13 protein-coding genes are annotated in these 16,811 nt (G+C 66.4%); 11 read left to right on the top strand and 2 right to left on the bottom strand.

The features are described 5' to 3' along the window. Positions 1 to 2: 2 nt before the first annotated feature. Positions 3 to 743 (bottom strand): succinate dehydrogenase cytochrome b subunit, encoded by a 741-nt coding sequence (locus NE235_RS13005; RefSeq protein WP_252802297.1) that lies wholly within the window; start codon positions 741 to 743, stop codon positions 3 to 5. An 87-nt stretch (positions 744 to 830) separates the two neighbouring features. Between NE235_RS13005 and NE235_RS13000 the strand changes: the two genes are divergently transcribed. After that, positions 831 to 1,757, top strand: a complete 927-nt coding sequence (locus tag NE235_RS13000) for a LysR substrate-binding domain-containing protein (protein WP_252802295.1) — start codon at positions 831 to 833, stop codon at positions 1,755 to 1,757. Positions 1,758 to 1,837: 80 nt separating this feature from the next. Here NE235_RS13000 and NE235_RS12995 read toward each other — a convergent pair whose 3' ends face one another. Continuing rightward, the gene (locus NE235_RS12995; RefSeq protein ID WP_252802293.1) at positions 1,838 to 2,386 is read right to left on the bottom strand and encodes a hypothetical protein; all 549 of its coding nucleotides are present in this window, start codon (positions 2,384 to 2,386) and stop codon (positions 1,838 to 1,840) included. A 296-nt stretch (positions 2,387 to 2,682) separates the two neighbouring features. Here NE235_RS12995 and NE235_RS12990 point away from each other — a divergent pair, with 296 nt between their 5' ends. The 10 genes from NE235_RS12990 to NE235_RS12945 all read left to right on the top strand — a co-directional run bounded on the left by NE235_RS12990 (position 2,683) and on the right by NE235_RS12945 (position 16,809). Further along, positions 2,683 to 3,513, top strand: a complete 831-nt coding sequence (locus NE235_RS12990; RefSeq protein ID WP_252802291.1) for a hypothetical protein — start codon at positions 2,683 to 2,685, stop codon at positions 3,511 to 3,513. 12 nt (positions 3,514 to 3,525) lie between these two features. Next, the gene (locus tag NE235_RS12985) at positions 3,526 to 5,436 is read left to right on the top strand and encodes a fumarate reductase/succinate dehydrogenase flavoprotein subunit (RefSeq protein WP_252802283.1); all 1,911 of its coding nucleotides are present in this window, start codon (positions 3,526 to 3,528) and stop codon (positions 5,434 to 5,436) included. A 1-nt stretch (position 5,437) separates the two neighbouring features. Beyond that, positions 5,438 to 6,208, top strand: coding sequence for a succinate dehydrogenase/fumarate reductase iron-sulfur subunit (locus NE235_RS12980; RefSeq protein ID WP_252802281.1), 771 nt, complete (start codon positions 5,438 to 5,440; stop codon positions 6,206 to 6,208). A gap of 198 nt (positions 6,209 to 6,406) precedes the next feature. Then, positions 6,407 to 6,961: a DUF4282 domain-containing protein gene (locus NE235_RS38145; RefSeq protein ID WP_308206068.1), complete on the top strand. Its 555-nt coding sequence runs from the start codon at positions 6,407 to 6,409 to the stop codon at positions 6,959 to 6,961. Between the two features lie 62 nt (positions 6,962 to 7,023). Beyond that, the gene (locus NE235_RS12970) at positions 7,024 to 9,396 is read left to right on the top strand and encodes a serine/threonine-protein kinase (RefSeq protein ID WP_252802277.1); all 2,373 of its coding nucleotides are present in this window, start codon (positions 7,024 to 7,026) and stop codon (positions 9,394 to 9,396) included. After that, entirely contained in the window at positions 9,393 to 10,628 is a 1,236-nt protein-coding gene (locus NE235_RS12965; RefSeq protein WP_252802275.1) for a response regulator receiver protein, read from the top strand. Before NE235_RS12970 ends, NE235_RS12965 begins: the two co-directional genes overlap by 4 nt. Before the next feature lie 248 nt (positions 10,629 to 10,876). Beyond that, the gene (locus NE235_RS12960; protein WP_252802274.1) at positions 10,877 to 12,103 is read left to right on the top strand and encodes a M48 family metalloprotease; all 1,227 of its coding nucleotides are present in this window, start codon (positions 10,877 to 10,879) and stop codon (positions 12,101 to 12,103) included. 3 nt (positions 12,104 to 12,106) lie between these two features. Then, positions 12,107 to 13,495 carry a type IV secretory system conjugative DNA transfer family protein gene (locus tag NE235_RS12955; RefSeq protein ID WP_252802272.1) on the top strand — a complete coding sequence of 463 codons (1,389 nt, stop codon included), beginning with the start codon at positions 12,107 to 12,109 and terminating at the stop codon, positions 13,493 to 13,495. A gap of 495 nt (positions 13,496 to 13,990) precedes the next feature. Then, a complete protein-coding gene (locus tag NE235_RS12950) occupies positions 13,991 to 15,286 on the top strand; it encodes a hypothetical protein (RefSeq protein ID WP_252802270.1) in 1,296 nt (431 codons plus the stop codon). Between the two features lie 599 nt (positions 15,287 to 15,885). Further along, positions 15,886 to 16,809 (top strand): hypothetical protein, encoded by a 924-nt coding sequence (locus tag NE235_RS12945; RefSeq protein WP_252802268.1) that lies wholly within the window; start codon positions 15,886 to 15,888, stop codon positions 16,807 to 16,809. Positions 16,810 to 16,811: the final 2 nt, after the last annotated feature.

The raw sequence follows: 16,811 nt of genomic DNA, 5'->3' as shown, positions 1-16,811 counted from the left end.
GACTAGTTCAGCACTCCGATCGTGACCATGACGGGGACGGACACGAAGCCGATGACCAGCAGCGCCGCGACGACGTCGGCGGCCAGCCGCACGGCGGGGTACCGGCGCTGCCGGCCCCAGCCCAGCGTCTGGACGGCACTGAACAGGCCGTGCCGCAGGTGCAGGCCCACGAGGATGACGGCGACGACGTAGAAGAGCGTGATGTACCAGCGGGACGGGTCGAAGTCCGCGATGACCTTGTCGTACGGCTGGGCGTCCCCGCCCTTCGGGTTGACCGCGCCGAAGGTCAGGTCCAGCAGGTGCCAGATGACGAACAGCAGGACGACGATCCCGCCGTACCGCATGACGTGCGTGGCGTACCGGTTCTCATGCGCCTTCGGCCGCGCGGCGTACCGGACCGGGCGGGCCTGCCGCGCCTGGCGCGCGAGAGAGATCGCCGCCCAGATGTGCAGGAGCACGGCGACGGTGAGGACGACCTCCATGGCGGTCAGGAACGTGCGATGCGGGATCGCGGGCTCACCGACCGACCGCAGCCAGTGCGAGTAGTGGTCGAAGTCCTCCCGGCCCAGGAAGACCTTGAGGTTTCCGATCGCGTGGGCGATGAGGAACAGGACGAGGATGGCGCCGGTCACGGCCATGACGGCCTTCTTGCCGACGGAGGAGCGGTACCGCTTCAGCGGACCGGCCGCCGGCGAGGGCGTCTTGGGGCGAGGGCGGGTGGCCACCGGCGTGGAACGAGACACGGACGACACATGGCGGAAGTTATGTCCGTTTCCACGGTTACGTCCAAGACATGATGACGCTCGTTTCCATAGCCTTAGGCTATAGAGGTGCAGTTGCAGCAGCTTTCGTACTTCGTCGCCGTGGCCGAGGTGAGGCACTTCACACAAGCGGCGGAGACCCTGCGCGTCGCCCAGCCCTCCCTGTCCAAGCAGATCAGGACGCTGGAGGCGGAGCTGGGCGCCCCGTTGTTCAGCCGCGCGCGGGGCAACATCACGCTGACGCCCGCCGGCGAGGCGCTGCTGCCCCTCGCGCGGCGCATCCTCGCCGACGTCGATACCGCCCGGCGGGAGATTCAGGACCTGACCGGCCTGCGGCGCGGGCGCGTACGGCTCGGCGCGACCCCGTCACTGTTCGCCGGGCTGCTGGCCGACGCGCTGATGCGCTTCCGCACGCGCTACCCCGGCATCGAGCTGCGCGTCGAGGAGGGCGGCTCCCGCGACCTCGTCCGCGACCTCGCCCGCGGCCAGCTCGACCTGGCCCTCATCATCCTGCCGCTGCAGAGCACCGACCCGGCTCTGGAGACGACGCCGATCCTGCGAGAGGACCTCGTCGTCGTCTCCTCGCACGCGGACGCGCCGGAGCGTTCCACACTGCGGATCGAGGACCTGCGCTCGCGGCCCCTGGTGATGTTCCGCCGGGGCTACGACCTGCGGGAGGCGACCCAGGCGGCGTGCCGGCAGGCGGGGTTCGAGCCGCGGTTCGCGGTCGAGGGCGGGGAGATGGACGCCGTCCTGCGGTTCGTCGAGGCCGGGATGGGCTCGGCCGTCGTGCCGTCGATGGTGCTCGCCGGGCGGCCCGGACTGGTGGGCACCCCCCTGGCCCCGCCCGGCCTGCAGCGCACGATCGCGCTGGCCCACCGCAAGGACGTCGATCCGACGCACGCCGCGCGGGCGTTCCGGGAGACCCTGCTCGGTTTCCTGCGCGACGCCGAGGCCGGCGCCGCCCTCCCGCCGGGCGTCACGCGACTCGACTGAACGCCGGCCCCAGAAGGCGAATCCGCCCGGGGCGGGGCCGGTAGGCGAATCCGCCCGGGGCGGGGCCGGAAACGCCCGCCTCAGCGGATCACTTCGACGTGCGGGGCGAACTCGCGCAGTGCCCTGAGCAGGCGGCGCCGGCCGATCCGCCAGCCGCCGAGGCGCGTGGAGACCAGGCGCGGCCGCTCCTCATCCGGCGGGGCGTACCCGCGCAGGGCGACGGCCCCGTGACCGGTCGAGCCGCCCTCGGCCGCGTGGAACTCGATCGCCGCGACATCGTCCCAGGAGAACCACTCCCCCTTGACGCCCGAAGGGCACCAGTAGACGCCCTTGCGCGCGACCGCGAACGCCACCCGTCCCCGTACGACGCGGCTCAGGTAGACGACCGCGAGGACGAACAGCCCGAGCCCGGCGAGGGGCATCAGGCAGCGGGCGCCGAAGTTGACCCAGTCGTCGATCCCCGGGTGCGCGGCGGGCCGCCAGCGTGCGTTCGCCGGGCGGCGCAGCTCCCCGATGACGAACCCGGCGACGAGCACCGCGCCGACGATGGTCGGCACGAGCGGGCTCCACCAGGCGTACCGCACGACGTACGCACCCGGGCCGAAGCTCGACCGTGACCGCTGTCCCATCTCCTCACTCCCGTCCGCCGAGTCCCAGGAGTCGCAATCTTAGGCGGTCTCAGAAGAAAGCAATCGGACACTAGCGGACCAAGCGCTCATTAGGTAACATAGTTAGCAAATGCCGATTTCTGCCACAATTACCGCAAAAATAGCGTGGTTACTCGTCAGTAAGTGGCCTTTTTCACATGCGGCGACCGCGCCTCGTATCTTGCTCGTGACAACTCCCTAATAACGTGGAGCGCCCCGCAGAGGAGGCTGGAGTATAGGCGGCCTCCCAGGCGATGTGCCTTCGATGGAGACTCCGGATGACGCAGACGACGGTGGACGCGCCGGCCAAGGATCGGGCCCGGATCCCGGCGCGCACCCTACGAACGGACCGCTGGTGGAGCTACCCCCTGACCACGTTCATCGTGTTCACGGCCTGGGTGATCTACGCGACCGTGCGCTCGATGATGGGCAGCAGTTTCTGGGTCGAGAAATATCACTACCTGACGCCGTTCTACTCCCCGTGCGTCAGCAAGGCGTGCCCCGCCGACGCCGCGGACTTCGGCAGGTTCGTCCCCGACCATCTGCCGTTCTTCATCCCGTACGCCCTCATCTCACTGCCGTTCCTGCTCGGGTTTCGGCTGACCTGCTATTACTACCGCAAGGCGTACTACCGGTCGTTCTGGCTCACCCCGTCGGCGTGCGCGGTGCCCGACAAGAGCCCCGTCCGCAAGACCCCTGGCCGCTACTCCGGAGAGACGCGATTCCCGCTCATCCTGCAGAACGCCCACCGCTACTTCTGGGTGATCGCGGCGCTCATCTCCATCGTCAACACCTGGGACGCCATCAACGCCTTCCACGGCGAGGACGGCGGCTTCGGCATCGGGCTCGGCACCATCATCCTGTGGGTCAACGTGATCCTGCTGTGGGGCTACACCCTGTCCTGCCACTCGTGCCGGCACGTCATGGGCGGGCGCCTGAAGAGCTTCTCCAAACACCCCGTCCGCTACTGGCTCTGGACGCAGATCAGCAGGCTGAACACCCGGCACGGGCAGTTCGCCCTGATCACCCTCGGCACGCTCGCGCTGACCGACGCGTACGTCGCGCTCGTCGCGCACGGCTCATTCTCCGACCTGCGGCTCTTCAACTAAGGACGACCACAAGTGACTGACATCGAGAGGCTGCGGTACGACGTCGTCGTCATCGGCGCCGGCGGCGCCGGACTGCGCGCCGCGATCGAGGCGCGGCTGCAGGGCAAGAAGACCGCGATCATCTCCAAGTCGCTGTTCGGCAAGGCCCACACGGTCATGGCCGAGGGCGGCGCGGCGGCGGCCATGGGCAACGCCAATCCCAACGACAACTGGCAGGTCCACTTCCGCGACACCATGCGCGGCGGGAAGTTCCTCAACAGCTGGCGGATGGCCGAGCTGCACGCCAAGGAGGCCCCCGACCGCATCTGGGAGCTGGAGGCCTGGGGCGCGCTGTTCGACCGCACCAAGGACGGCAAGATCAGCCAGCGCAACTTCGGCGGCCACGAGTACCCCCGCCTCGCGCACGTCGGCGACCGTACCGGCCTCGAGCTGATCCGTACCTGCCAGCAGAAGATCGTCGCGCTCCAGCAGGAGGACCACGCCGAATTCGGCGACTACGACGCCCGGCTGAAGGTCTTCGCCGAGACGACGATCACCCGGCTCCTCAAGGACGAGCAGGGCCGCATCTGCGGCGCCTTCGGCTACATCCGCGAGACCGGCAAGTTCGTCGTCTTCGAAGCGCCCGCCGTCGTGCTGGCCACCGGCGGCATCGGCAAGTCCTTCAAGGTGACCTCCAACTCCTGGGAGTACACCGGCGACGGCCACGCGCTCGCCCTGCTCGCCGGCGCGTCGCTGATCAACATGGAGTTCGTGCAGTTCCACCCGACCGGCATGGTCTGGCCGCCGTCGGTCAAGGGCATCCTCGTCACCGAGTCCGTACGCGGCGACGGCGGTGTGCTGAAGAACTCCGACGGCAAGCGCTTCATGTTCGACTACATCCCGGACGTCTTCAAGGACAAGTACGCCACGTCCGAGGAAGAGGCCGACCGCTGGTACGACGACCCGGACAACAACCGGCGCCCGCCCGAACTGCTGCCCCGTGACGAGGTCGCCCGCGCGATCAACTCCGAGGTCAAGGCCGGCCGCGGATCCCCCCACGGCGGCGTCTTCCTCGACATCGCCTCACGGCTCAAGCCGGAACAGATCATCAAGCGGCTGCCGTCGATGCACCACCAGTTCAAGGAGCTCGCCGACGTCGACATCACGGCCGAGCCGATGGAGGTCGGCCCGACCTGCCACTACGTCATGGGCGGCGTCGAGGTCGACCCCGACACCGCGGCCGCGTCGGTGCCCGGCCTGTTCGCGGCCGGCGAGGTGTCCGGCGGCATGCACGGTTCCAACCGCCTCGGCGGCAACTCCCTGTCCGACCTCCTGGTCTTCGGCCGCCGCGCCGGGCTGGGCGCCGCCGAGTACGCCTCCGCGACCACCGTGTCGGTGCCGGACGCCGAGGTCGAGGCCGCGGTGGCCGAGGCCATGGAGCCGTACCAGCGGGACACCGGGGAGAACCCCTACGCGGTCCACCAGGAGCTCCAGCAGACCATGAACGACCTCGTCGGCATCATCCGCCGCGAGGACGAGCTGGAGCAGGCCATCGAGGCCCTCGGCAAGCTCCGCGACCGGGTCGGGAACGTCGCCGTCGCCCCCTCGGCCGGCGCGACGGTCACGGAGGACCGCGGCCCCGCCTACCACCCCGGCTGGCACCTCGCGCTCGACCTGCGCAACATGATGATCGTCTCTGAGTGCGTCGCGCGCGCCGCCCTCGAACGCCAGGAGAGCCGTGGCGGCCACACCCGTGACGACTACCCGAAGATGTCCGCCGACTGGCGCAAAATCAACCTGGTCTGCTCCCTCCGCGACGGCGTCGTCGAGCTGAAACGCCAGGAGATGTCGCCGATGCGCGAGGACCTCCTCTCGCTCTTCGAACTCGACGAGCTGAAGAAGTACCTGACCGAGGGCGAGCTCCCCGCTGAGGAGAAGAACTGAGATGGGCTACAAGGCGAAGTTCCGGGTCTGGCGCGGCGACGCGGGCGAGGGCGAGCTCAAGGACTACACGGTCGAGGTCAACGAGGGCGAGGTCGTCCTCGACGTCATCCACCGGCTGCAGGCCACCGAGGCGCCCGACCTGGCCGTCCGGTGGAACTGCAAGGCCGGCAAGTGCGGCTCCTGCTCCGCTGAGATCAACGGCCGGCCACGGCTGATGTGCATGACGCGGATGTCGACGTTCGCCGAGGACGAGACCGTGACGGTGACGCCGATGCGGACCTTCCCCGTCATCCGCGACCTCGTCACCGACGTCTCCTACAACTACGAGAAGGCCCGTGAGATCCCGGCCTTCGACGGCGGGGACGTCAAGCCCGGCGAGTTCCGGATGCAGCAGGTCGACGTCGAACGCTCGCAGGAGTTCCGCAAGTGCATCGAATGCTTCCTGTGCAACAACACCTGCCACGTCATCCGTGACCACGAGGAGAACAAGGAGCACTTCTCCGGCCCCCGCTTCCTCATGCGGGTGGCGGAGCTGGAGATGCACCCGGCCGACGTTCAGGACCGCCGGCAGATCGCCCAGGACGACTTCGGGCTCGGCTACTGCAACATCACCAAGTGCTGCACCGAGGTCTGCCCCGAGCACATCAAGATCACCGACAACGCGCTGATCCCGATGAAGGAACGCGTCGTCGGCCGCCGGTACGACCCGCTGGTCTGGCTCGGCTCCAAGATCGGCGTCGTCAAGCGGGGCAAGAGCACCCCGAAGGCCTGACCGGTCCCGCCCGCACGGCGCCCCGGCCCGCCGGCCGGGGCGCAGCCGTGTCCCGGTCTCGCGCGGGCCGTGTCCCCGCCACCGACCGATGGCCGACGATCCGAACGAACAAGACAAACGGGATCAGCACGGCCTGGTCATGTGAACTGAGCCCCCCGGCGCTCTAGCCTTTGACCCGTGGATGCCGAGGAGACAGAGATGTCCAACGCCGCCGACGATCCCGGGCACCGTCCCCCACCCCCCCGCCAGGGCGACCCCCACCCGTACCAGGGCGACCCACAGCCGCACCTTGGCGACCCACAGCCGCACCCGGGCGGGCCACCGTACGGCGGCTACGCTCCACCACCCCCGAACCAGCCACCACCCCCAGCCGCTTGGCAGGGCCCTCCTCCGGGCTACGGTCCTCCGGCTCCCTACCCAGGTCCGCCGGCCCGTCCCGCCCGCCCGGCCGGCAAGGGCTTCCTGGGCGCTCTCTTCGACATGAGCTTCGACCACATGGTCACCATCAAGGTCGTTCGAGCGGCGTACGCCCTCTCGATCGCGGCCTACACCGGGATTGCCCTTCTCATGCTGTACGAAGCCTGGGGCTTCTCCGTGTGGAACAAGTTCCTTGAATGGATCACCATCCTGGCGACGCCGGTCGTATGGCTGACCGGCATCCTCACGACCCGCCTGGCACTGGAATTCGTGATCAATCAGTTCAAGATTTCAGAGCACTTGAAGGTGATACGCGACCAGAACGAACCACGCTGACCCGGCTTGGACCCTGAATGATCAAGGCTCGGAGACGAGTGAGATGACCCGAAGGACGGACAGTGACGGACACTGAACGGCCGGGCGAGACGCGACGTGACGAATTCACGACTCGACGCGATACCTCCGTATCAGCCGAAGGAGGGATCGACCACACGCGACGGGACGGTCGTGAGGCCGGCTCCTCCCTGGTCCGTCTTCCGGCCGACCTGGCCGACCGGTTCGCTGTCGTCGGCGAAATTCCGGCGCAAGGTGCCGAGTCCGACCTGCTGCACGTTCGTGACCTCGAGGGCACGGACCTCGTCGTCAAGATCTTCCGTCGTGGCTTCACCGCCGACCGCTCGGTCTGGCGCAAACTCCCGACGTTGGGTTCGGCGCACGTCGTACGCATCCCGGAGACCGGGCACGCGGAGGGGCGTGACTATGAGGTCATCGAATATGTCGCCGAAGGCAACCTGCGGGCGCTCAGCGCGCCTCTGTCTCCGGCCGTGGTCACGGAGGTCGTGGCCCAACTCGCCGACGGGCTGACCCGGTTGCACGAAGCCGGCATCGTGCACCGCGACCTGAAGCCGGAGAACGTCCTGGTACGCAGCACGGCGCCGCTCGACCTGGCCATCGCCGACTTCGGCTTGAGTCGGGTGATCGAACAGAGTGTCGTGTTCGCGTCATCTTCCCGGACACTCGCATACGCCGCGCCGGAGTCACTGTCCGGTCAGGTCTCCCCCGCACGGGACTGGTGGTCTCTCGGCATCATGGTGCGGGAACTGCTCACCGGCCGGATGCCCTTCGCGGGGATGAGCGAGACGGTGGTGGTCGACCACCTTGCCACCCGCACCATCGGTTGCGATGACGTGATCGATCCGCGGATGCGGCTGCTCTGCCGTGGGCTGCTCACCCGAGACCCTCGGCGACGATGGGGCGGTGACGAGGTGGCCCGGTGGCTCGCTGGAGAGAGCCCGGCTGTGGCCGAGGAGACCTCAGGCGGTGTTCACCTACCCACGGCCCGCGGCCCGCACGGTGCTCTGGCCTTCAGCGGCGAGGTCTTCACCGATCGGCGTGAGCTCGCACGGGCACTGGTCGCCGACTGGGACACGGCCGCCCGGTACTTCTTCGGCACGATGTTCACTCCGGTCGGTCCCAGTGAGGCATGGCAGGCGCTGCGAGACTGGCTGAGTGGTTTCGACGACGCGGAAGGACGTATCCGGCTGGTCGACGAACGCCTGACGGGCAACGATCCACCCGACGTCAAAGTGTTCTGGCTCGTGCGCTGGCTGGACCCGACGCTGGGCCCGGTGTTCCTCGGGTTGCGGTTGGTCTCTGAGGACCTTGCCGTTCTCGCCGCTCTCGTCGATGACCCCGAGCACGCCGAGCACGGCATCGCCGCCCGCACCGTGCGGCGGCTGTGGGAGCACCGGCTTCTCCCTCTGCTTGACGGCCTTCCCGAGGGTACGGATCTGTCGGCTATCGACGCTCGCTGGCGCGGACTCGTGACCGGCTGGAACAGATACGCGCAGTGGCTACGGGGCCAGTTGCCGAGCACGGTATCCCGGCTTCCCGATGCGGGATTCCCAGGCCGCGATGAGCCGCCCAAGGTGCTGGCCACCATGCTCGCCCTCGCCGCACGACCGGAGGAGACCCGGCGTTCTCTCAGCACGGCGGCCGATCGGGCCCGCGCATCCGTACACGTGCCGGTGTCCTGGTTCTCGTGGCTGTCCGAGCAGGCAGGTGACGACCCGCTGCGCCTGCTGGCGGTGGTGCTGGCGGCCCCTGACGCGGTGCTGGAGGCAGAGGCCGAAGTACGACGGCGCCGGGAGGCGGAACATCGATCCGCCGAGAGACGCAGGCGTTGGGAGGAGCGCGAACGCCGGCGCCTGGACGGACGCCGCGCCGCCATCCGCCGTGCCGCCCTCTGGACGCTCCCACTCGCAGTCCTCTGGTTTTCCGGCAGCTGGCTGGCCCCCCAGATACTGCAGTCCGCCGCTGTACGGTCGATGGCCGGAACCACCGGCAACTCGTCGGATCCGACGCCACTGCTCCTCACCGCGGCCGGAGCGACGTGGATCGTCGAATTGGGCTGCGAAGTGCTGCTCGCAGCGCGTCAGGGCGCCGAGTATCTACCGCTGGGTCCCTGGTCGTGGCTGGCCAAGGTCCTGCGCGTAGTCAGACGAGGGCTGTCGGGTGCGTCGAGCCGAATGTCCGGTACGGCGCGTCGATCGGGACCACGGGGTTGCGGCACCGCGCTTCTCGTCGCGGTGGTGCCGCTCTTCATCATCTTCCTTCTCATCGCAACCCTCCTCTCGATCGCCTGGCTGCTCTGGATGACCATCCTCATCGCGGTGGCGATCGCGCATGTCGTGGTAACGGGAATTCGCATGCAACGCTGGCAGCAAGAGCACCGGGGCGCCCGGGAGAAAGCCGTCGGAGGACGAGAGTGAGCAGTGGCGTCGAAGCCGATATCGCCCTGGACGCAGCGGTCATCGCGAGCCTCGGGCTGGTGCGGGTCATGGGTGGTACCGCCGGTCTCGCCGCGTCAGGAGCGGGAGCACTCGCCGCTCTCGCCGAAGGACGTGCCGAGGCGGCAGCGCAGAGAATCGAAGAACTGAGGCGCGTAGAGGAAGCGGTCGGCGAGGTGTTGGACCGCAACGCGCGGATCGCCGCACTCGCCGAATCGGCGCGACGTCACGGCGTGGCGATCGAGTTGCCTCCCCCCTTGGATGTCACCAGCGCCTCGATCGGAGATATGACGGCGTGGGCGGCCAAAACCGACATCGACCTCGTGGCCGCCGAGGGCACCGTCGCCGCGTCCATGGCTTCGGCGATGACCGGTCGCATCTTCGACACCGCCACGAAGTCACTGCGGATCGCGTCCCCGTCCGTGGACTCGGGCTCGGGCTCGGAACCGCGCCCGGCGATCGAGGCAGATTTGAAGCGGGTTCTCGCCAGGCTGCTGCCGGATGCCGCCGAGGCCGATCGCGCCTCAGTGACCCAGGCGGCGGAGGTCGTCATGGCCGCGGCTACGCCGACCGAGGCCGACGGGCTGCTCTCCGAGGTCCGATTGCGGATTCAAAAGGCCAACGAACGAACCCGCGAGCGCCGCAACGACCGCGCGGCGGCGGCGCGGTTCATCCTTGAGCTCGCCGACCATCCCTCGAACCTTACGGTCATCGATGCCCTGCGTGCGGTCACCGAGGGGACCCGGCCCTTCGATGATGCTCTGCGAGCGGAAGCCGCACGGCTGCTGGTGGAAGCGCAGGAAGGCAGCGAGCGCGAATACATCGCGGCAGCACTTCGAGAGGCGTTCGGGGGCCTCGGTTACGAGATCGACGAGGGCTTCGAGACCTTGACGGCCCGAAACGGCGAAGCGGTGATCACCCGGGGAGACTGGCCTCAGCACGAGGTCAAAGTCCGCATCGACGGTGGACGGCAGGTACGCATGGCGTTGTTGCGCACCGAACCGGCGGAAGGCGACGAGCAACGACGCCTCGACGTCGAGCGGGAGGAGCAGTGGTGCGCGTCCTTCGAGGTCGCGCGAGAACGGTTGGCCACCGCGGGAGTCAAAGCCGACGTACGGTGGCGGATCGAGCCGGGACAACAGCGACTGCCGGTGACGCGACAGCGCCGGTCGACGCAGTTGAACCGCGAACGTCGCCGCGAGCGAGATCGGTAGCCCACCGCACATCAGATCTTTGCTCGGTGTAACGGTATTCGCAAGGATCCGTATATTCCCACGTTGGTCAAAGCTGATTCCAGAGTCATGGCATCATCTTCAGGGGGCGCGAGAGCTGCATGATCTGTGAAGGCTGCGGCACGCCCAGGATGCCTAACCACAGCGTTTGCACTGGTTGTGGAGTGGCTTATCCGGGAACCGGCCAGGTGCCTCGCCCGATCTCACCTCCTCCAGGCTTCGGTCCTCCGGTGAGTGACCCGGCAGCACGGTGGGCGACGTCACCCGAGGTGACGCCGAGCACTCAGCGACCGCAAAGACCTTCATACGGACGCATCGGTCTCAGCGGACATCGGCCGCTCCGATTCCCCACCACCGCCAACTGGATCATCGCCGGAGCGACGCGAAATCCCCGTGGCGCCATTGCCGCTCTCATCGGCGCCTGGTCGAATCTCCCGATCGCGATCGCGCTGGGAGCGTCCGGCGCGGTGGCGGGTGGCATCGCGGGTGCCATCGGAGGATCGATCGAAGCAACCGACATCCCACTGTTCGGGGACGTCGTCCCGACCGGGATGCTTCAGGTCGGCGGCATCCTCGGCGCGTTGCTCGGCGTGGTCGGAGGCGCCATCCTCGGTTTCTACAAGGGCCTGACCTGGCCGTGGACCCTGGTCGCCCATGAGTCGCCGAGGCAGGCCCTCAGTATTGCGATCGGGCAGGTGATCGCCGGCGTCTTCCTCGGTATCGCCTACACGTTGCTGACCACCGCGTTCGAGGCGGCAACGCTGCGAATCGGTGGCGCAAGACGCCTGAGTCGTCGCGAAGCCGAGCTCATCATACCCATCGTCCGCGAATGCGCCTCTCGCATGGGGATCAGAGGGCTACCGTACGTCTTGATCCACGATGACCGCGATGTCAACGCCTATGCACTGACACGGCATCTTGTGATCAACCAAGGGCTGCTCGACGAATTCAATTACGACCCTGAGGTCCTCGGTGGCGTGATCGGCCATGAGCTGACACATTGGAACAACGCCGACCCTGTCGCGGCCGCGTTCGTACGCGGCATGGCGCTGCCGCTTTATGTTCTCTACTCAGCAGCGACCAAGCTGCTCGACCACATCAATCAGCCCCTCACAAGGATCGTCCTGTGGGCCTTCATGTGGCCGGCCGCCGTCACGATTCGCTTCTTCGTCATGCCCCTGCAGGCACGCGACCTCCGGGAGGCCGAGTACCGCTCTGACCGCGGCGCCGTCCTCGCCGGTCACAGGGAAGGAATCCGCCGTGCGCTCGCCCGGCTGCGACGGACCCTGGACGGCGGTCGATCCGGGTGGGATGTGTCCGCCTGTGCGACCCATCCGCCCTATGAACTTCGTCTCGAAGCGCTGGAAGAGCCAGGGAGGACGTATCCGCTGCCCGACACGGACGCACCATCCCCTCCCCGCGCCACCGTACCGACGAGTTCCCTCGAAAGAGACTGACGGATGACGGATGAATGGCCGCCGCTTCCACCATTCCGGATACAGCCTCGGCAACAGGTCTTCCTGGGCTGGGATCCGGCCGACGCTTACCGCAAGTGCTGGAGTGGCCGATCGGACTCCATCGGCATCGTCGGACCGCCGAGGTACGGCAAGACCTCCGGGCTGATCATTCCTTCCGTGCTGTGGTGGGATGGTCCGCTCGTCTGCACCTCGACCCGCGGTGACATCCTCAGCTTCACGGGCGACTGGCGCAGTCGGATCGCCCAGCACTACGGCGGAACGGTTCACGTGTACGACCCGTTCGGGAGCGAGTACCCCGAACGCTCCCTACATTGGTCCCCTCTCGCGAATTGCGCCGATCCGGCCGTCTGTTACCGCAGGGTGGCCGCCATGACCGCCGTGGCCGGCCAAGGCGTCGACGATGGCGATCACTGGCGAGCCGGCGCAGCCTCCGTCCTGCGCGCCTACTTCCACGCGGCGGCTCTGGAGGGTCTACCGCTGTCGACGGTCCGCCAGTGGCTCGCCCGGCAGGAGATCCGGGATCCGGTCGCGATCCTGGGATTGTCCGACAGCCCAGGGAAGATGTGGGCCGACGACCTGGAAGCGATCAAGCTTCTCGGCGACCGTGAACGCGGAAGCTTCTTCTCGGTCGCCCGCAACACGATCGAGGCGACGGCCGAGCCGACGGTTCTTCAGTCCTGCTCCAGAACCGATCTCGATATCGACAAGTTCCTGAGGACGCGCTCCTCGCTCTTCATCATCGGCCCGTCCCACCATCAGCAGGCCATCGCACCGCTCATGGTCGGCCTCGTGGACAGCATCGCCCAGCGCGCGTCGGAACTCGCGGCCCGGCAAGGCGGGCGGCTGGACCCTCCTTTGCTCCTGGCCTTGGACGAGATCGCCAACATCGCGCCGATCCAGAGTCTTCCCTCGCTCGTCAGCGAAGGCGGCGGCCGCGGCATCATCACCCTCTGGGCCGCGCAGAGCCTCGCCCAGCTGCGGGTCCGCTACGGCACCGAGCAGCAGTCGGCCATCCTCGCCGCGACGACCGCGAAGGTCATCTATGGCGGCATGTCCAACGGGCAGGACTTGGCGGACATATCCTCGTGGGCCGGCGAGGAACGCCAATCATCGGTGACCTACCAACCGGGCCTGACCGCCGAAGTGTCGGGGCCGATGCGACCAGGCAAGGTTGGGATCAGCGGGCACGCCCAGACCGGCATACAGCACACGGTCAGCAGTTTCTACTACCCCGCCCTACCGGCAAGCGCCATACAAATGATGCCTCCGTTCAACGCCTGGCTGTTCTACCGCAGCGACGCCCCCCTACACGTTGAGACACGCCCGGCAGGCGTTATCCAGGAGTACGAGATGCTCCAGGGATACCACTAGAAAGGAATTTATCTTGACCGATGACTACGAGTTTTTTGTGGAGATCGATCAGCGCGATGAAAGCGGTAGACCTCAAAGCCTATGGCGCCGATCAGACATGGAATGGGAATATCTGTCTTTGATAGATTGGAGATGGCATAAGACCTCCGATCGAGTTCCACACCCACCAGAACTTACATACTTGTCACCCATTCCCGAAAATGTAGCAGATGAACTCTCAAAGAACCGGCAGTACTGGGTGGCCTACTGGGCGGCATATGAATCTCCGACTCCCGACGATAAGGATGCACCATACACTGTACTAAGACGCCGAACGAGCCCCGAGCTGGTCCTAGACGAGGCATTCGGGCGATCCAATACCTGGATCCGAACTTCGACCATCGTAGAATACGAATCCCAGCGAACCAGTAACCCGCCGAACCTAGTACGCATTGACGCGAGCACCGCAGACAAGATTCTGCGTGATACTCGCGGAGCAACGAATGCCACCCAACTGTGAGCACTGACAATATCGGCTGGCGCGGCAAGGGTCACGAGGAGCATCTCGTCCTGACCCCAGAGGAGGACGCCAAAGTTCGAGCAGCACATGAACGGGCCGCCTCCGCACAAACCTCTCTAGATCGAAAAATGACCGCCCTTAGGGGAATGACCTCCCAACACGGATCGAACCTGGAGGGAATCAGCAATTCACTGAAGGGTCTGGATTCTTTCCGTAGGAAAGTTGCCAAAAAAGTTGCAGAAGGACGTGCGGCGGATGCAGTGATCACCGACACTAGGGACCTGAACCGATATACCATCTGCTTCTCAAGCGACTCCTACAGTCGCGGAGCAAAAGACGCCTTCGAACACCTTAACCAACTCGGCCTTGAGCCCCTGAATCCAGAGGACACCCATAGGAACACCTGGAATGATCCTACTTACAAAGGAATCAACACAACGTGGCGCGATCTAGATACGGGCCAACCTGTCGAAATACAGTTTCACACACCTGAGAGTTTTCGAGCCAAAGAAGATAATCATGCCTTCTACGAACTTAAGAGGGCCGGCTCACTAACTAAAGATGAGCAATCTGCAGCCGATTGGTTGCAGGCGGAACGGTACAAGGATGTGACAGTCCCCGAAGGACACGAGTCGATAGTTCAACCGAGGCCGGAACGAGCATTGAGTCAACCATCCGCTGATGCTGTTGACCGGGTTCGCGCGATGGAACAAGCACTCAAAATCCAACATGATCCGAATCTACCGAACAGTTCCTCGGGCCAGGCGGAGCCGGCTCCCAACGCTGAACTGATGAATGAAGCTGACCCCACGTCCCAAGAAGGGCCTGAGGGTGCGAGCGCAGCCAGCGTTGACGATGTCGGCGGTGAGGAACCCACCGGAGGCGCGAGAGAGGATACCGAGCCCGGGAATGCGGAGCAGCCGGCGACCAATTCCCCCGAGGAGGAGATCACACGGGGCTCGGCATCTGCAGAATCTGACGGCGAGCGACAACCTCCGCTGCAAAGCTCTGAAGAGAAGTCGACTGCAGATGGACACGACTCGGCCGGCGAACCACAGAGCGATGGTGACTCTCCCGAACAGGACGACGCCGAGACCACCAAGCCGGACGCCGAGGGCGCGGAAGCGGGCGAAGCGGATCGCTCGTCCTATGAGGCTCATGACGAAGATGAGATGGATCGAATCTCCGAAGCTCAGGACGGCGGTTCGGAGGCGGACGACCACGGCTACGGCGAGGGGGAACGAGAGGATGCCTACTCCGTTCCCGAGAGCCGCGAACGAGGGGGTATCTGATTGATGGCGGAGGAGAAGCCTAAGCCGCCACCGTGGGTGTGGGACCACCTATCAGATGAAATGTTCAACGAATCCTGGCGGCGGTTCGCGGCTTGGGTCTCCTGGCTGGAGGAGGCCTATGCGCCCTGGGTCGTACTCCCCGACTGTTGGCCTGCGCATGAGGGTCTTCGCTCAGAGCTCATCGTCTTCTGGTACTGGCACCGCTGGCTGATGAGCCGAGCGGTCAATCCCGTCGATGGGGTGCGCTGGCATGCGGATCTCAGACGCGCCGCGAATGACTGGCGAGAACTCGCCGGCTGCACACACCAGCCACCCGTACGCCACCATGAGCAGCTTGCTGATCACCGGCGTGCGAGAACCCAACACTTCGTCACCGCGATGCTACGCGGAAAGATCGCGGAATCGGATCGACGATGACTGCAGAGAGCCCGCTCGCGGCCTGTCCGGCCTGCGGCACGAGTCGATCGCCTGGCCCTGCCCCCTGCCCCGGTTGCGGCGCCTCCGTGTCCGGAAGCCGCCACGAGCAGTCTGGGTATTCCGAGGTCACGCCGGAGTCGGTCTGGGTCGAGCGGAAGCCGCTCTCTCCGCGGACGCGCCTGGTGGCGCTCGCCATCGTCGGCGTGCTTCTGGCCTTCCTCATCGTGCCTCCGATTCTCGACCGAACGTTCTTCACACCGAAGGCGGCCATCCGCGGCTTCTTCGACGCTCTTGCTCGCCGAGACGCGCCAGCGGCGCTGCACGCGCTGCCCAAGGGGGTAGGAGAGGACGAACCACTGCTGACGTCGGCCGTCCTGAGAAGCCGTGATTACGTGCCTCCAAGACACGTCCGGATCCTTCGGCAGACGCAAGAGGACGATCACCGGTTGGTCGAAGTGGGTTTCCAGATCGGTGCGAAGCGTGAGACCGGGACCGTCCGCCTGGAGCGCGAGGACGGGGCTTTTTTCACCCACTGGCGCGTCAACGGCCTGCAGGAGGTCCGCGGAGCAGCGACGGGGGCGACAGAGCTCACGGTGAACGGCGTACGGCTACGGACGGACTCCGCTGAGGCACAGCCCCGGGCCTTCAGCACGTTCGCCCTGCCAGGCGGTTACACCGTCCGGCTGCCCGATAACCCGGTGCTAGGGGCGTCTCCGGAACAGGTGCACGCCGCCGGTACCGGCAACGAGGTGACCCTGCAGCCGACGGTCAAGGCGTCGGCTGTCGGTGAGGCGGACAATCAGGTCCGGAGCTACCTCGATCAGTGTGCGCAGAGTACCGAACTGTCCCCGACCGGTTGCCCTTTCTCCGTCCTGGTGTTCGGCACTCCGTCGACCCTGCGGTGGAAGATCGACAAGTATCCGCAGATCACCGTGCAGATGTCGCAGGACGGCCCCTACCTGACGACCGTCGCCGAGGGGTCGGCGACCGCGGCTGGAACGGCGAAGGACTTCAGCTCCACGGAGAAATTCTCCAAGTCGGACAGCTTCTCCGTGGAGGGCCCGGTCGAGGTCGCCGGGAACGGCGTGAAGTGGACTCCCAGGTAGGG

Origin of the sequence: Actinoallomurus spadix (assembly GCF_024055725.1) — a bacterium.
In the GTDB taxonomy this organism is placed as follows: Bacteria; Actinomycetota; Actinomycetes; order Streptosporangiales; family Streptosporangiaceae; genus Actinoallomurus; species Actinoallomurus spadix.
This window is presented reverse-complemented; position numbering and strand designations above follow the sequence as displayed.